Origin of the sequence: Halovenus rubra, from assembly GCF_026586665.1 — an archaeon.
GTDB classification, from domain to species: Archaea; Halobacteriota; Halobacteria; order Halobacteriales; family Haloarculaceae; genus Halovenus; species Halovenus rubra.
Window position 1 is genome coordinate 104,857 of sequence record NZ_JAODIY010000018.1, and the last position, 20,113, is coordinate 124,969.

20 protein-coding genes and 1 pseudogene are annotated in these 20,113 nt (G+C 53.0%); 10 read left to right on the forward strand and 11 right to left on the reverse strand.

Features of this window, described 5'->3' with window-relative positions:
- The first annotated feature begins 80 nt into the window (after window positions 1–80).
- The 3 genes from N5098_RS14995 to N5098_RS15005 are packed head-to-tail and all read left to right on the forward strand — an operon-like array spanning window position 81 to window position 2,000.
- Window positions 81–1,505: an alpha/beta hydrolase gene (locus tag N5098_RS14995; protein WP_267638702.1), complete on the forward strand. Its 1,425-nt coding sequence runs from the start codon at window positions 81–83 to the stop codon at window positions 1,503–1,505.
- Window positions 1,506–1,509: 4 nt separating this feature from the next.
- Complete coding sequence (locus tag N5098_RS15000; RefSeq protein WP_267638703.1) at window positions 1,510–1,731, forward strand: hypothetical protein; 222 nt, start codon at window positions 1,510–1,512, stop codon at window positions 1,729–1,731.
- Window positions 1,732–1,790: 59 nt separating this feature from the next.
- The gene (locus N5098_RS15005) at window positions 1,791–2,000 is read left to right on the forward strand and encodes a hypothetical protein (protein ID WP_267638704.1); all 210 of its coding nucleotides are present in this window, start codon (window positions 1,791–1,793) and stop codon (window positions 1,998–2,000) included.
- Window positions 2,001–2,049: 49 nt separating this feature from the next.
- Here the strand turns inward: N5098_RS15005 and N5098_RS15010 are convergent, their stop codons facing one another.
- The 6 genes and pseudogenes from N5098_RS15010 to N5098_RS15030 form a co-directional block, all read right to left on the reverse strand.
- Entirely contained in the window at window positions 2,050–2,865 is an 816-nt protein-coding gene (locus N5098_RS15010) for an ABC transporter ATP-binding protein (protein WP_267638705.1), read from the reverse strand.
- A gap of 7 nt (window positions 2,866–2,872) precedes the next feature.
- Window positions 2,873–4,507, reverse strand: a complete 1,635-nt coding sequence (locus N5098_RS15015) for a hypothetical protein (protein WP_267638706.1) — start codon at window positions 4,505–4,507, stop codon at window positions 2,873–2,875.
- Window positions 4,508–4,528: 21 nt separating this feature from the next.
- A complete protein-coding gene (locus N5098_RS15020; RefSeq protein ID WP_267638707.1) occupies window positions 4,529–4,729 on the reverse strand; it encodes a helix-turn-helix transcriptional regulator in 201 nt (66 codons plus the stop codon).
- A gap of 3 nt (window positions 4,730–4,732) precedes the next feature.
- A complete protein-coding gene (locus tag N5098_RS15025; protein ID WP_267638708.1) occupies window positions 4,733–5,152 on the reverse strand; it encodes a DUF2178 domain-containing protein in 420 nt (139 codons plus the stop codon).
- Window positions 5,153–5,470: 318 nt separating this feature from the next.
- A pseudogene (locus tag N5098_RS17650) lies at window positions 5,471–5,907 on the reverse strand (toxin-antitoxin system TumE family protein).
- A complete protein-coding gene (locus N5098_RS15030) occupies window positions 5,900–6,466 on the reverse strand; it encodes a DUF7342 family protein (protein ID WP_267638709.1) in 567 nt (188 codons plus the stop codon). The pseudogene N5098_RS17650 and the gene N5098_RS15030 overlap by 8 nt, the downstream one beginning before the upstream one ends.
- A gap of 712 nt (window positions 6,467–7,178) precedes the next feature.
- Here N5098_RS15030 and N5098_RS15035 point away from each other — a divergent pair.
- Complete coding sequence (locus N5098_RS15035) at window positions 7,179–7,679, forward strand: hypothetical protein (RefSeq protein ID WP_267638710.1); 501 nt, start codon at window positions 7,179–7,181, stop codon at window positions 7,677–7,679.
- Here N5098_RS15035 and N5098_RS15040 read toward each other — a convergent pair.
- Together N5098_RS15040 and N5098_RS15045 are read right to left on the reverse strand one after the other, a co-directional pair.
- Complete coding sequence (locus N5098_RS15040) at window positions 7,667–8,950, reverse strand: Cdc6/Cdc18 family protein (RefSeq protein ID WP_267638711.1); 1,284 nt, start codon at window positions 8,948–8,950, stop codon at window positions 7,667–7,669. The two genes, N5098_RS15035 and N5098_RS15040, sit on opposite strands and share 13 nt — an antisense overlap.
- A gap of 557 nt (window positions 8,951–9,507) precedes the next feature.
- A complete protein-coding gene (locus tag N5098_RS15045) occupies window positions 9,508–9,909 on the reverse strand; it encodes a MarR family transcriptional regulator (RefSeq protein WP_267638712.1) in 402 nt (133 codons plus the stop codon).
- Between the two features lie 758 nt (window positions 9,910–10,667).
- On the opposite strand from N5098_RS15045, the gene N5098_RS15050 reads away from it, so the two are divergent.
- A complete protein-coding gene (locus N5098_RS15050) occupies window positions 10,668–11,906 on the forward strand; it encodes a hypothetical protein (protein ID WP_267638713.1) in 1,239 nt (412 codons plus the stop codon).
- A 440-nt stretch (window positions 11,907–12,346) separates the two neighbouring features.
- Here N5098_RS15050 and N5098_RS15055 read toward each other — a convergent pair whose 3' ends face one another.
- Window positions 12,347–12,784: a DUF7970 domain-containing protein gene (locus tag N5098_RS15055; protein ID WP_158832781.1), complete on the reverse strand. Its 438-nt coding sequence runs from the start codon at window positions 12,782–12,784 to the stop codon at window positions 12,347–12,349.
- The gene (locus N5098_RS15060) at window positions 12,781–13,614 is read right to left on the reverse strand and encodes a ParA family protein (protein ID WP_158832780.1); all 834 of its coding nucleotides are present in this window, start codon (window positions 13,612–13,614) and stop codon (window positions 12,781–12,783) included. Before N5098_RS15060 ends, N5098_RS15055 begins: the two co-directional genes overlap by 4 nt.
- A gap of 283 nt (window positions 13,615–13,897) precedes the next feature.
- Between N5098_RS15060 and N5098_RS15065 the strand changes: the two genes are divergently transcribed.
- The 3 genes from N5098_RS15065 (at window position 13,898) to N5098_RS15075 (ending at window position 17,494) form a co-directional block, all read left to right on the forward strand.
- Window positions 13,898–14,671 (forward strand): hypothetical protein, encoded by a 774-nt coding sequence (locus tag N5098_RS15065; protein ID WP_267638714.1) that lies wholly within the window; start codon window positions 13,898–13,900, stop codon window positions 14,669–14,671.
- Window positions 14,672–14,853: 182 nt separating this feature from the next.
- Window positions 14,854–16,041: a tyrosine-type recombinase/integrase gene (locus N5098_RS15070; RefSeq protein WP_267638715.1), complete on the forward strand. Its 1,188-nt coding sequence runs from the start codon at window positions 14,854–14,856 to the stop codon at window positions 16,039–16,041.
- Between the two features lie 127 nt (window positions 16,042–16,168).
- The gene (locus N5098_RS15075; protein ID WP_267638716.1) at window positions 16,169–17,494 is read left to right on the forward strand and encodes a restriction endonuclease FokI C-terminal domain-containing protein; all 1,326 of its coding nucleotides are present in this window, start codon (window positions 16,169–16,171) and stop codon (window positions 17,492–17,494) included.
- Between the two features lie 17 nt (window positions 17,495–17,511).
- Here the strand turns inward: N5098_RS15075 and N5098_RS15080 are convergent, their stop codons facing one another.
- The gene (locus N5098_RS15080; protein ID WP_158832772.1) at window positions 17,512–18,894 is read right to left on the reverse strand and encodes an ATP-binding protein; all 1,383 of its coding nucleotides are present in this window, start codon (window positions 18,892–18,894) and stop codon (window positions 17,512–17,514) included.
- A 409-nt stretch (window positions 18,895–19,303) separates the two neighbouring features.
- On the opposite strand from N5098_RS15080, the gene N5098_RS15085 reads away from it, so the two are divergent.
- Together N5098_RS15085 and N5098_RS15090 are read left to right on the forward strand one after the other, a co-directional pair.
- The gene (locus tag N5098_RS15085) at window positions 19,304–19,564 is read left to right on the forward strand and encodes a hypothetical protein (protein WP_158832770.1); all 261 of its coding nucleotides are present in this window, start codon (window positions 19,304–19,306) and stop codon (window positions 19,562–19,564) included.
- Between the two features lie 33 nt (window positions 19,565–19,597).
- Window positions 19,598–20,011 (forward strand): hypothetical protein, encoded by a 414-nt coding sequence (locus tag N5098_RS15090; RefSeq protein WP_267638717.1) that lies wholly within the window; start codon window positions 19,598–19,600, stop codon window positions 20,009–20,011.
- The last annotated feature ends 102 nt before the right edge of the window (window positions 20,012–20,113 follow it).

The window sequence follows — 20,113 nt, forward strand, 5'->3', positions numbered from 1 at the left end:
GGTGCTTTACACAGACGAGGTCTGTTACGATGCACGATCGAAACTCCGCCCGACCCCGTTCAAAGCACCGTAGTAGAAGCATGAAGCGGCGACAGTATCTCGCGGTTCTCGGGGCAGCAGGAGGTGCCGTCCTCGCTGGCTGTAGTGGCACTAGTGACGACGACCCTGCTACTACCGGCACCACCAACGATACCGAAACCCAAACCGAGCCACCGGATACCGAGACCACCCCCCAACAGAACGATACGGAATCTGAACTGGAAGCAATCACACAGGACTTTCTGGAGGCGCTCATAGCAGAGTCCTTCGACGAAGCGTACGAATACGCCTCCCCAGAGTTCGCACAAAGCGTCCCGCAGGACAACCTTGTCCAACAGTGGGAAGCGAATATTATTCCATTAGGGGAGTTCAATCAGTTCACGTCCATCGATTACCAAGGCGAGGAACAAGGATTAGATATCGTCGGCGCTCAGGCAGCGTTCGCCGACGGACGGGCCGAATTTTCGGTGCAGTTCGACGAACAGGTCATCGAGGGATTCTTCTTCAACGTCGATGCGTGGTCGCCGCCTGCGTACGCCGATGAATCGGCCTTTACGGAACAGGAACTCACGCTGGCTGCGTCTGGTGACTGTGAGTTGGGAGCGACGGTAACGATTCCCGATACCAATGAGCCTGTCCCGGGCGTCGTCCTCGTTCACGGCAGTGGCGATCAAGGCAGAGATCAACAGGTCGGCCCAAACAGGACGTTCAAAGAGATCGCGTGGGGACTGGCGACTCGCGGTGTTGCAGTGTTACGGTACGACCAACGACCAGTCGCGTGTGATATTGATCGGACAGAAGCGACCGTAGACGACCTGGTCACCGACGACGCAGTAACTGCCCTCGAACGTCTCCGTGAGTACGACCGAATCGAGGAGACGTTTGTCGCTGGCCACAGTCTGGGCGGGCGGCTCGCCCCACGAATCGCGGCACTGGATGACGAACTGTCTGGGGTCATTATGCTTGCGCCACTCGCTGAACCGATTTCAGATGCGATCGTTCGGCAGACCGAGTATCAGTTAGAACAAAACCCAAACCTCACAGACGAACAGCGCCAAGCCCAACTGGAGCAGGCTGAAGCATTGGCTGAGCGGATCCGAACGCTCGATATTGGCGACGACGAACTGATCAATCTCGGTGGCGGTGAACGTGGGAAACCGTTCTTCCGCACACTACAGGAATACGATCACGTCGAGACAGCCGCGTCACTCGATATCCCCCGGTTCATCCTCCAGGGGGAGCGCGATTATCTCGTGACCGTCGAAGACGATCTGGCCATCTGGGAGGAAGAACTGGCGGGAGATCCTGAAGTCAAGATCAAACGGTACGAAACTCTTAATCACCGCTTCCAGCCCGGCGAGGGGATGGGGAGACCGTCGGAGTGGTCCGACCCGAACCCTGTTGCCAAGCAGGTCGTCGTCGATCTTACAACGTTCATAACCAACCAGTCACAAAACCTCTCATAATCCAATGGCTGACGAGGAAAGCGTCTCTACATCAGAACGGCTGCTCTTTGCGATGCTTGTCGGAGCTGTATTTGGAGCGGCGTTCGGAACTGCAGTCCTTGGAGACAGTACAGAAGGCATCACAGCCGGAATTGTCGTCGGAACCGTGGTTGCAATCATCTTTCCGACACTGACAACCCAGGGCTTCGAACGTGTCCAGGAACTTCTGGATGAAACGGAAGACTGAGTGTTCGTAGTGTCGTGAGAAGACGGGTGCTTATACGATAGGCAGATGAACGGCGTGACATGACCGCGAACGGCGCGTCGCTGATGCGGGCACTGTTTGCTGGTATTGTTTTTGTCGCGCTGGGGATGCTCGCTGTTCGGGTCTTCCAAGTCCCGTTCTCCGGCCTTCTGGTATCAGTTGGAAGTTTTCTGCTTGTCGGACTTGTCGTAACGATTCTTTATTTGCACGTCGTCAAGAACGTGTCACTCCCCGTCGCCGGGTCCGACTAACCCTCCGGTAAAAATGCGCTCCCTGTTCATTCATTGCTGTTCTTGCCCCTTATTCGTCTTCTGAGTCCTCTGCAGCGTACTGCTCGTCAGTGGTAACTTCGAGAAACACGTCTTCGAGGCTGCTTTCCTCACCGGCTTCGAGGCGTTCCTTGAGTTCAGTTGGTGCCCCTTCTGTGACTAATTGGCCGTCGTAGAGAATCCCGACCTCGGTTGCGAGTTCTTCGACGACCGGGAGAATGTGTGTCGAGAGGAATACGGTCGTGTCGTTGGCGGCGAGGTCAGTAATCGTCTCTCGAACGGTGCGTGCGGCACGGGGATCGAGACCACTCGTCGGCTCGTCCAGGAAGACCACATCTGGTTGGTGCATGATTGCTTGGATGAGCCCGGTCTTCTGACGCATCCCCTTCGAGTACGTGACGATACGATCATCGGCATCCTCGGCCAACTCGAACCGGTCTAGTAGCGTCTCGATTCGTGATTCGATCTCGGTCGGCTTCATCTCGCGCAGACCGCCGTGGTATTCGAGTTGTTCACGGGCAGTGAATTCGTCATGGATTGGCGGTGACTCAGGGAGGTACCCGATATGGTCGATGAGTGCTTCTCGGTCCGTGATTGGCGCACCGGCAACGCGTCCGGTACCGCTGCTCGGAGGGAGTAACGCTGTCAGCATCCGGATCGTGGTCGATTTCCCAGCACCATTCGGGCCGAGGAACCCGTATATTGTTCCGCGGTCAACGGTGAGGTCAAGTCCATCAACTGCTATCGTCCCGCCGTATTCTTTTCGCAGATCGTCGGTACTGATCGCTAGCTGGTCATCTGTTCCGTGGTCGTTCACAGCGGCTGGGTTGGATTGGTTCCGTGTCATCGTCTCGTTAGTGAATCGGATATGTTTGGAATCGCTGGACAGCGATTCGGCTGGCAATTCTGGTGACGGCGGTGACGATCAGTATTGTGAGAAGCAACGATCCGGTTTGAACAAGGGGACCTGGTATCCCAACGGTTGCTATGGGCTCGGAAATGTACGAGGACGTTCCAACAAAGGCCGGTAGGCATGCCAGCAGGACGATTCCAAGGATTTGTCCATATCGAAGGAACGCGTTCACCCCCTGTTCGGCGTAGATCGGGACGTCGGTGAAGAAAAACGGGAGCGGTGTGAATTCCTCGTGTTCCACATCTAATCCAACTGCGAGAGCCACAGCTGCCGTACAGACACACACAGCCCATCCGAGGAATGCGGTCAAGACGGTCTGTGCGAGCCCTATGGGACCGATGATACCAAGCGGGACAACGATAACGGCAACGAGTGGAATGCCGACCATTGCTGCGGCAAGGAGTCCACCAGTGATGAACTGACGGCCGCTGACTGAGGTGAGGACCATCGGTAGCGTTCGGTACTCTGTAGCGATGGGATCAGATCCGAACGCGATACCGGCGACCAGGCCAACCGTGACCGCAAATAACACTAACAGCGTGAGCGTCTCACCAAGGAAGAGTACTGCTGGGAATCCGACGAGGCCCATCACGGCGAGTACATACCCCGTAGACAGGACCCCGCGTGGAATGCGCCGCTCCATGAGCCATCGCTCCCGGGCAACGGTGTACACCGCTCGTGGTATTCGTGATCCAACAATCCGTTCTAATATTCCTGTCTTGAGGAGGGAATGGGAGCCACGAGTGCCCGTTGAACGAGCGGGCACACTCTCCCAGATTTGACGTGCAAGAATCGTGGTTCCACCGACGAGGAGCGGGACGATGATGATGAGAAGGCCGAGGACACCGAACGCGTTTCGACTTGATACCGTTGCTTCGCCGGTAGCAACGAACGCCAGATCGATGAACCATGCAATCGGCAAGGCTCCAAAGATAGAAATCACCGGGGCGAGTGAAATCGAGAGCTCCTGCAGAATCATCGCCCCGATCATCAGCGGAATCCAGCCAAACACGATGAGCAAGTCCCGATAGTAGCGAACTCGTACTAATCGGAGGGCGATGAGTCGCCCAACGAGTCTGCCCGTCATCCCGAGAGCAACGGCGAGGGCAGCCATCGCGGCGACGGAGATAGCGATTGAAATTGCAATACTCGGTGTTCCGAATCCGACCACTGCCCCACCGATTAGGCCGAGCATTGGAACGATGAGTGTCGTACTTAGCCGGGCGTAGACAAAGCCCAAGAGTCCAATTGCCGCTGTCCGAGCTGGGACGGTTGTCAACAGCAAATCGGGATCAAACTGTTCGAACCGAATACGTGTGTACTGGGAACTCCGCCATGTCATCCAGACGAAAGCAACACTCACAAAGAGGCTTAGCCGAGTGTAGGGAAGTGTCTGACCGGAGGCAACGGTTCGTCCGACTGAGTACGCAAGCCAGCCGAGACCGATAGCGACACCGACGAGTAGAACGAACAGGACAAGGTTGCCTGTCAGTGGAGTCCCGCGTTCACGGCGGTGGCGCGTCCACTCCGCGCGGGCAATTTTCGTCCCCAGTTGAAGCGTCCTGATGACACTCATAGTCGGAACTGTATTTGTGCGCTACTCGTCCTGATCTGGTTCGAATATCTCTTCGATACGACAGTCGAAGTGGTCAGCCAGTTTGAAGGCGAGTTCCAGTGACGGGTCGTATCGGTTTCGCTCGATCGCATTGATCGTCTGACGGGTAACACCGACCGCTCCGGCGAGTTCGCCTTGGCTAAGCCCTTCGTCCTCGCGTCGGTTGGTAAGATTGTTCTGCATAGGTTAGACACGACGTTTCGCAATTCCGAAGCACACACCGTACAACAGGAAGAGTGCTGAGAATGTAAGGATCACACCTGAGACGACACCAGTGATTTCTAGATGATTCCCCGCTTCGAGGACGTATAAGGCTGGTAGAATACTTAGTCCGAGCACCATCGTGATCCCAATCAAGATACCACTGGCACGGTTGTGTAACTCCCAGTCTCGCTCATCTTGGAGTGTCGCCTCGCTCCACATCGGTGCGAGAACAGCGATTCCACCGGCAATCCATGCTCCGAGCAAGTAGACTAGCGTCCCAGCGAAGTGTTGATCAAGTACAAATCCGGCGAGTAAGCCGAGGATCGCTAGCCCGCCAATTCCGTAGACGAGCCCCCGATACCGTTGGCGAGTGAGTTTTGAGTTTGTGTTGGTGGCCGTCATAGCGTAACTCTGGTCCGGTAGTAAAGTATGTTTTACACCGAGTATTAAAACTGGCGATCAGTTCCATATCGAACGGTCTTTGAGATGAAGACCCGTGACTGCAGGCGTTTGTCAGCGGCATCTCTTATCGGAATCAGCTTGCGTCGCCAAGGTGCGTTCCACCCGCGACAGTAGGTACTAGCTCCGTCTGAACGTTGGCCCCCGAATCGTTCCGCACGGATGATTTCTCGTAATTTCTGAAGCGAAACTACGACAGCTGATCAGAGAACTAGATAGTTGTCTCGTAGAGCTGGACACCCCGGTTCCGAATTGGGGCTGCTACTTGTTCCAGAACGTCTTGATCCGTGTGTCGAGACGAGTGAGTACGGTGGCGAGTACGTCCCGCCACTCATCAGGATAGCCTTCGTCCTCGCCTGGCGTCGGTGCATCTGGGGGCGGATGGAAGTGTTCGCGGGTGTTGTGGTCATTGGGATGGCGGTCCCAGCCGCACTCCCACGAGTTCCCGGTCCGGTATTGCTCGGAGTAATGGATGCTGAAGTCATCAGTTTCGAACCATCGGATACGAAGATACGCTCGCGTAACCCCTCCGGGGAAGTACCTGAGGTCGTAATCAACAACGACGGCGTTCGATGCATACTCAGGGCGTGTTTGGATATCATCGAAGCGGGCGCTCCGGGAGAGGTGCGGGACAATCCGGGCGAGAATTTCAGTATCGATGGGGCGATACTTCGCGGATCGGCCGGGGTATCAGGCATCGATATGACTGAGAGTACAGGAAGTTGGATGGTCACGTCGCGCCGCGTCGAGGAGGGCAGCTCTGCGTTCGAGCGTTTTCCACTCGGAGAGTGCTTCCCACGCGTCTTCAGTTGCCATGTCTTGACTGGCTTCGACGAGAGAGACGGCGTCAGGGTCGTCTGCGTCGAACTGATCTCTGTACTCGTCGATCTGTTCGATGGCATCTGAAAGCGCCTCGACAATCTCTTGGTCGGAGTATTCGTCGCGGATGCGGTCGATACGTCGCCACTGGAAGTACGCATCGTTGCGCTCATACCGGACGGGGCGGCCGTCGTGACGGTGAACCAATCGCATTCCGTCGAACCATTCCAAGTAGTCGCGGGCAGTCTCAGGATCGCAGTCAGTGAGATCGGCGATGTCGGAAACCTTCGTAGGGCTTCGAAGCCCGGTGACGATATCGAGGAGCCGCTCGCGGATCGGACCACCCTTAAGCAGCGAATCGGGCGACTCTAAATCATCGAGATCCGGCGGTGATTCGTCGCCAGCGTACGCATTGTCGGGGGTATCAGTGAGATCCATTCGTGACGCCTCCGTGCCGAAGCTAACACTCGGACTGGTATATATCTATTATACGTTGAATTATTTCTGCTTCGGTATTCGACACTCTGAGTGCACCAGGACATCCTGGATTCAGAAATCCCGATTTCAACTGTAATGGAGGTGTCCCCTCTGCTTCTTCACTCTATTTTCGGGTACTGTGGTTTGTGAAGACATTCAACGGTGGGTATGGCTCTTGGTGATATGGTCGTACTGTGAGTTGCTCCTGTCTGCTCTCAATCGGCGTGTCTTTTCGGTCCTCCCTGCGCGTTTCGGTTGGGATCGATGAACATCCCCGACTGTAGCCCATCCGCGGCGTTGGACGCGTTGAATGTTGCTGCGAGTGCGCCCGCGTCGGCTTGCAAGCAGGCAGCTTTTCGTGGCGGATGGGACCGTCTCTGGATTACGAAGAATTCGTTGCAACGTGGGGTGAAGTAGTGGGAGTGTTGCGTTGAATGGGTGAGTCGGAATCCGGCGGGAGACGCAGTGTGTAGGCGACTTCTCGACCTGGTTGCTGAGAGTACGAGGATTTATACCTGCGTGCTGGTTTTGCCTGTTCACCACGCGGCAATGTGTGAGTCGCTTCACGGCGAATCCGCCGGTGTAACAACAGAATGCTATTCGAAAGAGAACGAGTTTGGAAACGAGAACAGAGTCATCCCATCGACGCGGACGCAGTGGTTGGTGTGAGAATATGAACGCTGCTACAAGATACGTGGAGACATCGAAGACGAACTCCCCAGTGCACGCGTATGTTGCAGATCATGGGCGAGGCGTCTCGAAAAGTGATATCGAACAGACGACGGTTGCTGGTCGGTCGATAACCCTCTCTACCGACGTGGATACTGACGACCAGAATCTTATCGCGGACGGGATTCAGGCCACTAACCCGACCGAAAAGGAGTGTTTCGCTAATGCACTGAGGATGTGGAAGCATAACTCCAGACTCAAATACGTCGAAGGATTCGCAGTGATGAGTGACCTCAACGCCGGTGGCTTCGAACACGCGTGGTGTCTGCTCGATGGAGAAAAATTAGTCGATCCGACAACAGAATCATTTGATTGCTATCACGGCGTCGTCATCGACGATCCCGAAATCCTACGCCGGTATGCCGATGAGCCCCCTTACGAAGGGGTTATCGGGAATCGCAAGAATCAGCGTGAATTTCTTCGAGAGCAGGGTTATGTCGGGTAGAAATTCAATTGCTGGAGGTCAACATCGATATTTTCTGACGACCAGTCGTTCGACAGAAATTCTTCAATATCTACCTCGTCCGGGTTTTTGAGATGGTCAAGCGACACGTCGTACTTGCGGAGTAATCGGGTGAATCGGCCTGACGTTATGTCCGCCGAGCGGAGTATCAAGCGGGATGATGGGGTCTCGTGTACTGACCACATCCCTCCGCTTCGGCCGATATTCTGATCCTGAGTGGATACAAGCCTTTTTTCACGAAGATTCACGATGAGCTGTTCAAGCCGTCGTTTCTTAACACTCGTAAGATCAAACGACCCACAATGTTCCTGATATTCTTCTACGAGTGATTCAGTTGAGACCGGTTTCTCGTCTACTTCGGTATGTGCGGCGATGATCGTACACAAGAGTTGTTCCTTCGGATTAAGCTCCTGAGTGAAGGTGGTGTGCAGACGTAGGGAATGGAGGGACTCTTTCGCTGTCTGAACGTGGGTTTCTGTCACTTGGTCGGCGTCAGTTGAGTGAGAGGCCACATAGCCGGCGAGTTCGAGCAATTGCAGGGCATCGGCTGCGCTCCCCGTTTGTTGTCCGATAATGGCCGCGCAGAGTTGGATTGCAGGTTCACAGAATCCGTCGTCGATGAAAGCTACTTCTGCATGCTGCTGTAGGATTTCCCGTAGTTCGGTGGCCTGGTATGGATTCGTCTTCACCGTGAACATGTATGGTTTGTGGAGGACGTCACCTGAGAGGTGGTCATGAAGGCCAGTTGAGTTGGAGATTCCGATGATACCGCACTCAGTGTGATCCGTTCCGTACTCTGAGAGACCGTCCTGCAACTCGTGGAACGGAAGGTTGTCTTTCCCAAGTGCTTCGAGGTTCTCCAATAGAATATACCACGTAACACCAGGATCCGACATCTCCTGAAAAATCGCCTCCTCTAAATCCAGCTGATGCGTCCCTCTTGGATAGTCATCCTCACAGAGCCGGTAGGCAAGTTCGAGATAGATCTTATAGAGGGAATCGTGCTCGCCGCAGTCGATCGTTATAACTTCAATCTCTGTCTCGACTGCCTGTTCAGCGAGAGTGAGAACGTGGTGGATAACCGTTCGCTTCCCCGTTCCTTGGTCACCACGAACAAACAGATGGGGCACGCAGAAACCGTCTACGAACTCCTGAAAAACACTAGTCAGTTTGGAGATGGTCTCATCACGCGCAACGATCGTATCGGGCTCGTATCCGTCACGGAATGGTTGTCTGGTCTTGAAGAGTGTCATGTGAGACGGTATTGTCGAAGGGTAGCTGGCAAGGGTGGGTATACAACTGTATGAATGGGTCAAATAAAGGAGTAAGCCCTGAGATTGTGATGATTCTCACTAGTGCCACGTGCTGTAGGTGGGGGGACCCTCACCCCCCATTTCGCACGTTTCTGGTTATTTGGGAAGGGGGGTGAGGTGAAGAATTGAAAGAAGATCTACAACTCCGTTTACGATAAGTGATGTAGCGGTACTGTATGACTGTCTGGCTGTTATACGGTTTACTCCTGTGGAGTTGTGAAAGATCTTGGTTCCTGTAACCGTCTCGTAACACCTCTTATTACATTATATTATATACCTTATGGTATAGGTAATATATGTATAGTCGAATCGATTATAGAGACGCGATTAACGGTATCTGTATAATGTAGTTTTGAGAAATCCTCTCTCTTAAATGCCGTGAAGGCTCAATACAGTCAAAATAGGGAACGGGACCCTGACAGCAACTCTTATTCGATGCCTGCGGATCTCTCAGGCCGGATCCACTCCAATTAGGTCAAGCAGTGTCCTGTGGGGAGTTATTCTTTGTCGAACTCGGCTTCTAGCTCGGCGAGGTCAGCAGTGAGTTCTTGTTCGTCGATGTCTTCTAGTTGGGGGTCATCTCTGTTGATGTGCTCGTCGTAGTTCTTGTCGTCGAACATCGTCTTTAGCTGATTGAGGCTCTCGACGTAATGCCGGAGGTCATCTCGGTAATCAAGCGCGTGGTAGTACCTGTCCCCAGTTTCCCCGATGAGGCCACCGTTGATGAGTCGAGTGAGAGTCGTTGAGACCATTCTATGCGGGATGTCGAGCTGCTCTCGAATATTGTCGGCGCTGAATCTATTGCCTGGGTTTCTGTAGAGGAACGCCACGATATCGGATTTCGGAGTCCCCGGAATAAGGTCGATATCAGCGTCGTGTGTGTCTGATGGAGGGGACATAAGCTGTAGGTAGTAGTACATCACGGTGTAGTAACGATTTTTCGATCATTTTCAGCGAAAGCCCTCACGAATGGTATTTCCGGCACTCACGGCAAGCGCAGTCTTGCAGCCCGCAATAATGACGACTAAGCAACTCGCATACTTACTCACCAGATAATTCAGACTTCTATTTTCGAAAGAAACTTCCTGAGCGTGTTTTTATGATACGTCCTCATTAATGAAGTACAGAACTTACTCCCAAACCCCCGGTGGGAAATCAGTGGAACGTACGAAATGGCGGGTGAGTGTGTTCTAAATTGCGTCAATGTTGTACAGACACACCTGAAATGCTTGGCATCTGATTATCAACCGCATTCGAGGAAGCGGTCGTTTGGTTGGTTTACCACTCATTGAGATTACACCCCCCCTCCGCTAAAACAGTCTAACGTGCGAAATCTGGGGTGAGTGAGGGGTGTTCAAGACCAGGTCTCTGCACGTACAAACTCGGGTACGACAGTGTTCGTTCCCAAAGCCAATCGAGCCGACCAGAGAGTGCGAATGGCTCTCGCAACTTCAGCAATAGTGGGATGACCTGGGGTGCCGGTATTCTCCCGAACACGGTACGGTTTCACAGACGTAATATTATGAGACCTGATCGCATTTTCGTTGCGATATGGTCGTGCTGTGAATCGGCGTGAAATGCTGTGAATATGCTTTAGAGAGGTTCTGATCACCATTTAGCACAAACCAAATACCTGTAGAGGATGTAACATTGAATAATGCGATTGAGTCCATTCGAACCAGCCACCAATGACAAGTGGCCCTACGGTGCACCACTTTATGGCAGAGCCGGAACTCCGCATCCTGAACATCCATGCGCGTTCGAGGTGTTCCCAGCACGACCGGATGAAGACCTCCCCAACGCGCATCGGATTCCGCGAAATAACGAGGAATACGACGCAGATTCGATTGGGTTCGACATTACAAAACCAGATCCGGATCTCAAACACATACTGACAATAAATACGTTTGAACGCCCGACGTTACGATGGCACACAAGGGACCAGTTCAAGAATGAGTTTTTGTACGACCCACTAAATTCTCCACGACCACAAGGTATACGTCCCGAAGAATGGAAGCGGCAGGCGAAGAAACGGGCACGAACCGGAACTGATCCGACTGTCGCTCTTACCAGTGATCGGAAAACGTTGCTGACGCGAATCGCAAAACTCTGGAACGGGGAAACTGTCTGTGGTGTTCATCTCCTCGCAGACCAAGCTCCTAGTATCACCCACCTCACAACGGGCCTCAATGAGAACAGGTTGAAGCGTCTCTACTACAACACGGATATCGGACGAGAGACCCTCCGTGCCTTCAAGGACGCTGACTGGTTCGAGCCGACGACCGGGTTTCTGAAGCCGACAACCGTGTTCCGAAAGCAAGTCTGGTACGACCTCAATAGCAAAGCACGGACACTATTCAAAAACCACGACGACCTCCCACGACTATATGGCGATCCAATGGAAGGCCTCACACACCGCCTTACTGTCGGACTCGTCTGCCTACGCAACGCACTTCGTGGATGGCGATATAGCTCGTATACTGACTGGGGCACCTATACGCTCGACGCCGTCGGGACAGACAAGGACGGACAGATACACGCGTATGAGATACTCACAGGCCATAACAACTGGAAACTTCACCGGGATACGTACCGGAAAATGACACGCTTAGATCAGAGCGGAAACAAGCCGATTGCAGTCTTTGATTCCCGTTCAACCGCGTATTCAGTATTCAACCACTGGCATAGAGAAGGACTTGGAGAGCTACCAAACGGACCATTTCAGTCTGACTACAGTATCGAGAATGGGCGCGATCAGATCGAAACCGCATATCAAGATCCCCAGTACGACTGGGTGGTCGCTGACTGGACGACGACGTGGAAACTCAAACAACAACTCTTCGGCCAAGATGGCCCGGAACTCACTCACTCCGAAATAACATCGATAAATTGGTAATTTGGATTCCAGACCTACCGCTACCCGCCCCTGAATGGGGGACAGTACACTAGTTATACTGGTCTATTTTGAACGCGCTATTCCCGTGTTTTTCACCGCTAGAACCCGTTCCGGAGCACATTTTCACTCTGGAAGACTTCCTCCAAAACAAGCTGTGTCAGTATCTGTATGTATTGAACTGTACGATGGGTCCCTTGTAATCGAAGGATAGGATGGTGTTGCGGGCTAATTGATTCTTACAACGCGATCTCAAATTTTGAATTACAACGGAGCTGTAAGCCCAATAGCTGCTGAGTAGAAAATCCCAGACAGATACAAATGGGATATAGTTCCGTAATTGAAAGCTGCAATGCCTTATTTGGAACCACCCGACACCAGCATAATTGATATCTGAGATGTGGTTTTCAGAATTAGCGGATGGTGCCGATATTGAGGGAGTTTTAGTTTGAGTCTTCTTCGTAGCGGTATCCCCAATCTCGAAGTTCGTCAGCGACTTCGTCTAAGTGGTGTGCTCCAACACGAACGAGTGCCTCACGGATATCGGTCAGCAACACGTCGGTCCCAAGTTCCTGTTCAAGTCTACGTTCCACATCGGATTCAACTTGTTCCGTTTCCTCACGTAGAAAATACTGCACCATCGTTCGATCAGCCTTGACATTACTCCTGGCGAAAATATACGGCAGTTCTTCCCGATCAGATGCGGCTGAAGAGGTAGATGACCGAGTCTCAGACGTGGTTTTTTGCTCTTCTGCATCCGGCTGTGTTCTGCCGATCGATTCTTCCTCTTGATTGGCATTGTCTGTATCCTCTGATGTACTGTCGTCGGACTCATTGGCGAACGGATCGCTCCCAGAGCCTGATTTCATGCCGTCTGTCATTCGCCCACCTCCGCGATATGCGCTGCAAGGTCACGTAACTTGTCCAGTGTTTCGACCTCGTAATCTCGCCGTCGGTTCCGGTGATAACCTACGTAGTGATAGGCTGTACAGCGCTGATCCCAGCAACCATCGAATAACGATGACCTGTCGCGTAACGCGACTGGAGCGCTGTGTCCCAGTTCTCGAATCTGTTCTAAGTATTGGTCTCGATCCGCTGTTTTTCCTATTCCGTTTGGGACGATCGCAAGCACACCGACATCAATCTCCAATGCGTCTTCAAGATTTACGACCATATCCTGAATCCCTTCAACGGACTGGATGCCCTTTCCAGTGGGCTCAACGGGGAGGACGAGCGATCGGGTTGCAGCTACAGCGTTATACAAGTGCGGACCAGCTGTCGCAGGTGGATCGACGATAATTGTATCGTAGTTCTCTGGGACTTTCGCCCCAACCAAGACTTCTCGGAGGCGGTCATTCGGAGTGAATGATTCACCTAGATCCTCAGCCATTTCTTCTGCCTTTGACAACAGCTTCGGCAGGCTTTCGAGCATGTTGTGGGAAGGGACGATGTCGAAACCGTAAGGAGTCTCGTGAACGAGGTCATCGAAATTTCCCTTTGGTCGGTCAATGAGATGCCGAGCGATGTTGTCAGCTTCCCCGTTGTCACGAGGGGCAGAGATTCCCAGTAGGTATGTCAAGGAACCCTGTTGAGGGTCTAAGTCAATGACTAGAACGTCGCGTCCTTGCTGGGCGTGAGCGTCTGCGAGATTCGCGGCGAGAGTGCTTTTCCCGACGCCCCCAGCCTCAGAGTACGTCGTGTACGTGAGCATGTATACACACAAGTTATGCTTACGTAAAAAGATAATTAGACCAAGTAGTTAGACTAACCAGTTATACTAGAGCATTAGATCTTTCATAGGGTGAATAACGCCATCATATATTGGATCCTGATGCTGACGCGAACGCTATTGTTTCTCGACTAGGTAGTTCGATGGGATGACCACGTACGTTCCATCTTATCTTAGACCATTGAGTCAGATCCGGACAGGTAATCAGTCGCAGGTTGACCAAAAAGCGGACGAAGTTCAAACGGTGCACTACGATGGGGATCACTTGGAATTTCGACAGACCGAGTCGTTCGATCTCTGGGTCAACAAGCAAGCGTATCACGGTCAGGAAGTGGTCACTAGTGACCGTGAGATCCGTGTGGAGGAATCTGTAGACCACCCGAGTCGTCACTGGTGGATTGTTATCGAGAACTTCTTAGAAACGCTAGAGCCGCCTCTCAGAGATCACGCAGACATCTTCGATTTGTTGATTGCGCTTAATTTGTGTACCGATGACCCAGTGTTCTTCTCTCAAAGTCCCGGTCAAGTGGTCTCGGGAGCATACACATCAAAGAGGGGTGCACTGGAGTTCCAGTCTCACCTCTCCATAGGCAACTTTGCGACAGCGCTACTCGGAATGAACGAGATTCCAGAGGAAGTTGAGATTGTCGGGGACGTTGTTCCCGTGTATCGAGACGTCCGGGAGTACCGCTCAAAACGGATCGAATCAGATACAGAGGCCGATATCCGTGTTGCGCTACATATGTATGACGACGCACTGTCGTCGGATCTCTGGACTGCTGCGGCGAACTTCTACTACGTCTGCGAGAACACCCTCTCTCCCGGACGCTACGAAAAGGATCAGGTGATAGCCGAGTGTACCGGAATGAACGTGGAGGATGCCGAGGCGTGGCGCGAGATGGTCAACCGAGTGAAACACCCAGATAAGGGGGATGCCGAAGGGATACTCGACCGAGACGATCTGGCAATTCCACGGCTGTGGCAGATGCGGAGTGCCGCGAATTCCGCCCTCAAACAAACTCTGGAGAAGAATCGATAAATGGAGTATGACCAATGTACTCAGTGAGCGTCGCAGAATGCTCTATTAGCTTCTGTTGTTAGCAGTCCGTCTGATAGCATCATATCCGGATGACATCAGTGATTGTCCTCTGGGCAGACTATTGGATTCAAGTTGGCAAAAAATTCGCCCGTCCTGCAATCTAAAGCCTGGCTGGTGCGCTAATGACAAAGAACGCCGACAGTCAAATTGAGACGCTTCGAGAGAAAATCCGAAACGACGACCGAAAGCTGGACGAAGCAAATCGTGATGCACTGCTGGAGTTCAGTAACGAACTTTTCCTCATTCCCAGCCAAGTCGGAGATCAACGACATATCAAGCTTCTCCGACATAATGTGAGGATGGCGGAGCATGCTGGTAGTCCGGTAGACGCGCTCGAAAGTGAGGATGCAGCGAAAGAGATTGTCCGGTGGATTCACCGTACATACGACAATGCAGAGACCAACCGTGATTACCGCGTCGCGCTGAAGCAGTTCGGACGGCGCGTCACTGACCAGAACGGAGATGATCCACCCGAGTCGATGGGGTGGATTCCGTCGAACACACCGAGTACGTACGACCCAGCGCCTGAACCCAGTAATATGCTTCAGTGGAAGGAGGACGTGCTCCCATTGATCAAAGCGACCCGAAACCCCCGTGATGCAGCACTCATCGCGGTTGGGTGGGATTCAGGTTCCCGCTCCGGTGAACTTCGCGCCCTCACGGTCGGTGATGTTACGGACTACGAGCATGGGTATCAGATCACGGTACAGGGAAAGATGGGGCAGCGGACAGTTCCTCTTATTCCGAGTGTCCCATTTCTTCAACGATGGCTCGCTGCCCATCCGAGCGATGATCCTAAGTCACCTCTCTGGAGCAAATTGACCAAGCCAGAGGCACCGAGTTATAATGCACTTCGAACGGCCGTGAAGGATGCTGCTGACCGAGCAGGAGTGGATAAACCGGTCACATTTACGAACCTCCGCAAATCCAGTGCGTCTCACTTGGCTTCTCGCGGCCTGAATCAAGCCCACATCGAAGATCATCATGGCTGGACTCGCGGAAGCGACGTCGCTTCCCGATACGTGTCCGTGTTTGCAGACGATACGGGTCGAGAAGTCGCTCGTGTCCACGGCTTAGAAATTGATGAGGAAGATGAACCAGATGCCACGGCTCCAGTTGAATGTCCGCGGTGTCATCAACAAACACCACGAGAGATGGATCACTGTCTCCACTGCCGACAGACGATTGATAAGGAGGCGGCACTTCAGCGGGAACAGACTTGTGAGTGGTGTGGATCCTCAATTTCAAGCTATACTGAGCACATCCCGACCTGCGCTGATGTTGAGGTAGTGCAGAGGAAATCCCGGTGACAATCAGCTAGTCGTCGAATATCTATAACCCCTTCTTTGCGTGACTGTTCAGTTCTCATCTGAGCTTGTAACGTCCACTAGTTCATGCCATGTATATTTTTGACGCCACCGACAGATGGGAGAAGTAATGACTGCACCTACAGATCTGTTCGAATCATTCTTGGAGAGTGATCGAGCGCAATCGCGTTACCGTGAGCGGAACGAGAAGCGCGACCAGGTGCGGGACGAACGTCTCCTTCCATTGTTGAATCAGTTTCTCGATGGAGAGATCACGCTTGAGGAGTTCAAGCCGCGCAACGACGGCCTCAACAAGCAACACCCGTACTGGGGGTTTGATGGGTTCAACGGGCAGATGCATTTCAACCAGATGTGGAACGCAACTCCCGATCAGGAGGAACTCGCTGCCCACTTGCGTGAGATTCTCCCCAATCCCGAATCAAGGGACGAAGCTGCGGAGCGAATCAATGCGCATGCCGATTTGGCGCAAACCTACCGCGACAATAGCATCGACGCAGAGCCTCGTTACAAGCCCGCGATGTTCTTTCTCAGTTACTTCTGGCATCTTCAAGCGCCGACCGAGTATCCCGTCTTCTACGTCACGAGCGAACACTACTTAGAGGATCACGACCGGTTCGTACAGGATGGAGAATACGGTGAGGACTACGTCGAATTCATCGAAGCACTTGACACGTTAATCGACCTTGCCACAGAAACGACCGACACCGACTGGGAATACCGAGATATCTCGAATGCGATCTACTGGGATCAAGAACTCCGCCCAGAGTGGGAAGCCGATGAGGAGGAGGACGTAGATCCGACGGGAAGTTCTCAGCAAGAAGATGTTCTCGCTAGCTTCCTCCCAACTATCGTCTCCGATCTGGGTGCTGTCGCAGAACGGGATGGTGCGGTTGAAGCAGAATATGAAGAGCAAGACAGAGATTTAGCCGTCGTCTTTGAGGAGAAGCTCCACCACTCGTTCCGAATCCTCGGCTTCGACGTCGAAGAACTTGGGCAGGGCTCCGGTCGCCAGCCTGACGGTATCGCTACTGCCGTTCGAAACGACTACGCCATCATCTACGACGCGAAAGTCCGCAGTGACGGCTATTCCATCGCCACGGACGACCGAGCAATTCGGGAGTACATCGAGACGCACGCCCGGCAGTTACGCGATCAAGGCGTTCGCCGCATCTATTTCGCTATCGTGTCCTCAACGTTCACCAATCCAGACCACAGTACACTGCGTGAACTTCGGGAGACAACCGCCGTAGAGAGTATCGTATTCCTCAGCGCCGATTTACTAAAAGATCTCATGGTACTCCGCCTCCGGGAACCGTACTTGAATCTGGATGATATTCGGGCGGTATTCGGAACGAGAGACGGAATCTTCCGCCGAGAGGAATTGAATAACGTCCTCCCTGACTGGAGAGACGTCACGGTTGATGAGTTCCTGTAGGCGACCGGCACTCCCTTCTACGCGTTCGTATCAGTAGTGACCAGATCGGACAGTTCGAAGAGGAGCACGTCATCACGCGTGTCGGCGACGCGTTCGAGATCGTCGGTGTAACCGGAGCGGCTGAACAAGACGTACAGCGTCTCTCCATCTGCGGGCTCTTCTGACCACCGTACTTCAGCCGTTGTTCGTTCGAGGTCGGCGAGAACACCTTCACTCACGGGTTGTGACGTGAACTTACACTCGCCGGTGACGAGTCCCTCGTTTGTGAGACCGATGGCATCCAATTCGTGTTCTTTGAACCACCACTGCCCGACATCGCGGAACTGTCGGTCAATGAGCTTCGGGAGCGCTTGCTGGCAGAGGCGTTCGAACAAAGGACTCACGTAATCTGCCAGGTCGGGTGCAACGAGTTCGGCGTACGCGTCGTCGCCGAGCATGTGAAGCTGATCCTGATTGCCGTATACGAATCGGAACCAGAACCGGAACAGCGGCGCGGCGATGCGATACCGACCGCGTTTCGAGGCTGTCGGCGATTCAGTCACGGGGATGTGGCGCTCGACGAGGCGGAGCCGACGGAGTTTTTGGAGGTACGTGCTGAGCGATCCCGAATCTACGCCGGCCATACCTGCGATCTCGTTTGGAGTACGACGCCCGTGAGCGAGCGCGCGGAGGATGCTGAAGTACGTGTTCGGCTGTCGGAGTTCGGTGCGGAGTAGGAACTCGGGTTCGGAGTACAGGAGCCCGCGCTCTGAGAGGATTGTCCGCTGGACGTTCGTTCCGAGCGACTGGTCTGGATCGATCGTCTGGAGGTAGTAGGGAGTGCCACCGTAGATCGACCACGTCGTGATTGCTGTCTCCGGACCGTACTCTGAGAAGAACTGGCGTGCGTCGGGTACATCGAGAGGCTGGAGATCGATTGTTGCCGTCCGCCGACCGTACAGCGGTGCGCTTCCGGAGAGCACCTTGTTCTCCATGACACTAATCGAAGAGCCGACGAGGATGAGTGTCATCCCTGTCTCCTGCAGTTCCATGTCCCAGACGCGTTGGAGCCGTGAAGGGAGGGATTCGTCCTCTTCGATGAGGAATGGGAATTCGTCGATGACGACGATAGCGTCTTGATTGCCGAGCGCTTCAAGGAGTACCTCCCAGTCACGGCGGACGTTCCGCAACATGGGGAACTCTGCGGTGGCTGTGTCGGTGAACTGTTCGAGCTGGTTCTGTGCAGTCGATTCAACCGCTTGGTAGTAGACGGCGTCATCCCGATCCGCGATGGACTGGCGGACGAGCTCGCTCTTCCCGAGACGACGGCGACCGTAGATCACAACGAAGTCTGCCGTCCCGGACTCATAGCAGTCTGTGAGTTGATCGAGCTCGGTATCCCGATCAACGAATTGCTCCATACTCCCAGTAGCTTCCCCGCGCAAATAGAACTCCCGATTTCGGAAACTACAGTTTCGGAAATCTAGATTTCTTATACTTGCACAAATCAGTACTTAAGGGGAAATCAGACAGAAAAGCGAAAGCCAAGAATATGAGATTTAGAGGCTTTAGAGGTAAGAAATAAGCTTTTAAAATTTATTCCATATCTTACATATGAGAGCACCAAATCTGTTCTACGGGCGACACTCCAGACATCAAATGTCTACATTTTGAGTGAAAACAATGGAATGTCCAAAATGCCGCGACTGCGCCCAGTCGAATTTATCAATCCCATCTATTTTAGCATAATTCACTACGACTCTTTCGTAGTAATGGGTATAAAACCATATTTACAAAGATTATTTATATACCCAGATTATATTCTTGAGTATGGATGGAGCAACAGAGGACGATAATAGTCAGCATCCACAACCAACACGGCACATCGATGCAATCGTTCCGAAAAACACCCACTCAGTGGACGAGGTAGTACGCAAAGCTGAAATAAACCGGACAGAGGAGTGGGGGACGATAGGGCTCCCAATCTTTCTGACACCCGAAGAACTGGAGAAGCAAGGGATAGATCCTGAGACAACTGACCAAGCAACTGTCCGAGTCCAAGATGGCTTCCTCCTCATCGATTCGGAATAGCTTCTCACAACGAATCAAACCCTCCAAGGAATTATGGCTGAGAGCAAACACGCTGCAACATATCCGACACATCAGCAGTACGATCGGTGGTCAGCCAAAGCTAACGAGTTCGGGATGTCTACATCAGAATTTATCGAGGCGATGGTTGAAGCAGGCTTGAAGAAGTTTGACGCCTCAACCAATCCGGATGAAACGAACCGTGAGCTTCGACAGCAACGAGACGAACTGAAACAAGAGCTCGATCGTTCCCGAGAGCGCATCCAGGATCTAGAAGATGCCGTCTATAATGGGGAAAGACAGACCATTAAGGAATTTGTTAAGGCAAATCCTGGTGCTCCGTATGATGAGATAATCAGACATGTAATGCGGACTGTTCCTGAGCGAGTAACCACTCATCTGGACGATCTAGAAGGCGACGAACTTCTCTTCGACGATAACCGGTACTAGAGGGTGTCATAGAACAGTTCTCATACCAGAGAGCAGGGTGAACGCTGAGGTGGTATGAGCCCAGCGACCCTGCAAGATAATCCTACGGTAGAGACGTTCTTC

Excerpts from the sequence above, each read along its gene's own strand:
- N5098_RS15090 (WP_267638717.1), top strand. The coding sequence starts at position 19,598 with ATGGCTGAGAGCAAACACGCTGCAACATATCCGACACATCAGCAGTAC.
- N5098_RS15005 (WP_267638704.1), top strand. The coding sequence starts at position 1,791 with ATGACCGCGAACGGCGCGTCGCTGATGCGGGCACTGTTTGCTGGTATT.
- N5098_RS15015 (WP_267638706.1), bottom strand. The coding sequence starts at position 4,507 with ATGAGTGTCATCAGGACGCTTCAACTGGGGACGAAAATTGCCCGCGCG.
- N5098_RS15025 (WP_267638708.1), bottom strand. The coding sequence starts at position 5,152 with ATGACGGCCACCAACACAAACTCAAAACTCACTCGCCAACGGTATCGG.
- N5098_RS15075 (WP_267638716.1), top strand. The coding sequence starts at position 16,169 with ATGACTGCACCTACAGATCTGTTCGAATCATTCTTGGAGAGTGATCGA.
- N5098_RS15040 (WP_267638711.1), bottom strand. The coding sequence starts at position 8,950 with ATGACACTCTTCAAGACCAGACAACCATTCCGTGACGGATACGAGCCC.
- N5098_RS15030 (WP_267638709.1), bottom strand. The coding sequence starts at position 6,466 with ATGGATCTCACTGATACCCCCGACAATGCGTACGCTGGCGACGAATCA.
- N5098_RS15060 (WP_158832780.1), bottom strand. The coding sequence starts at position 13,614 with ATGCTCACGTACACGACGTACTCTGAGGCTGGGGGCGTCGGGAAAAGC.
- N5098_RS15050 (WP_267638713.1), top strand. The coding sequence starts at position 10,668 with ATGCGATTGAGTCCATTCGAACCAGCCACCAATGACAAGTGGCCCTAC.
- N5098_RS15010 (WP_267638705.1), bottom strand. The coding sequence starts at position 2,865 with ATGACACGGAACCAATCCAACCCAGCCGCTGTGAACGACCACGGAACA.
- N5098_RS15045 (WP_267638712.1), bottom strand. The coding sequence starts at position 9,909 with ATGTCCCCTCCATCAGACACACACGACGCTGATATCGACCTTATTCCG.
- N5098_RS15070 (WP_267638715.1), top strand. The coding sequence starts at position 14,854 with ATGACAAAGAACGCCGACAGTCAAATTGAGACGCTTCGAGAGAAAATC.
- N5098_RS15080 (WP_158832772.1), bottom strand. The coding sequence starts at position 18,894 with ATGGAGCAATTCGTTGATCGGGATACCGAGCTCGATCAACTCACAGAC.
- N5098_RS15020 (WP_267638707.1), bottom strand. The coding sequence starts at position 4,729 with ATGCAGAACAATCTTACCAACCGACGCGAGGACGAAGGGCTTAGCCAA.
- N5098_RS15000 (WP_267638703.1), top strand. The coding sequence starts at position 1,510 with ATGGCTGACGAGGAAAGCGTCTCTACATCAGAACGGCTGCTCTTTGCG.
- N5098_RS14995 (WP_267638702.1), top strand. The coding sequence starts at position 81 with ATGAAGCGGCGACAGTATCTCGCGGTTCTCGGGGCAGCAGGAGGTGCC.
- N5098_RS15035 (WP_267638710.1), top strand. The coding sequence starts at position 7,179 with ATGAACGCTGCTACAAGATACGTGGAGACATCGAAGACGAACTCCCCA.
- N5098_RS15055 (WP_158832781.1), bottom strand. The coding sequence starts at position 12,784 with ATGACAGACGGCATGAAATCAGGCTCTGGGAGCGATCCGTTCGCCAAT.
- N5098_RS15085 (WP_158832770.1), top strand. The coding sequence starts at position 19,304 with ATGGATGGAGCAACAGAGGACGATAATAGTCAGCATCCACAACCAACA.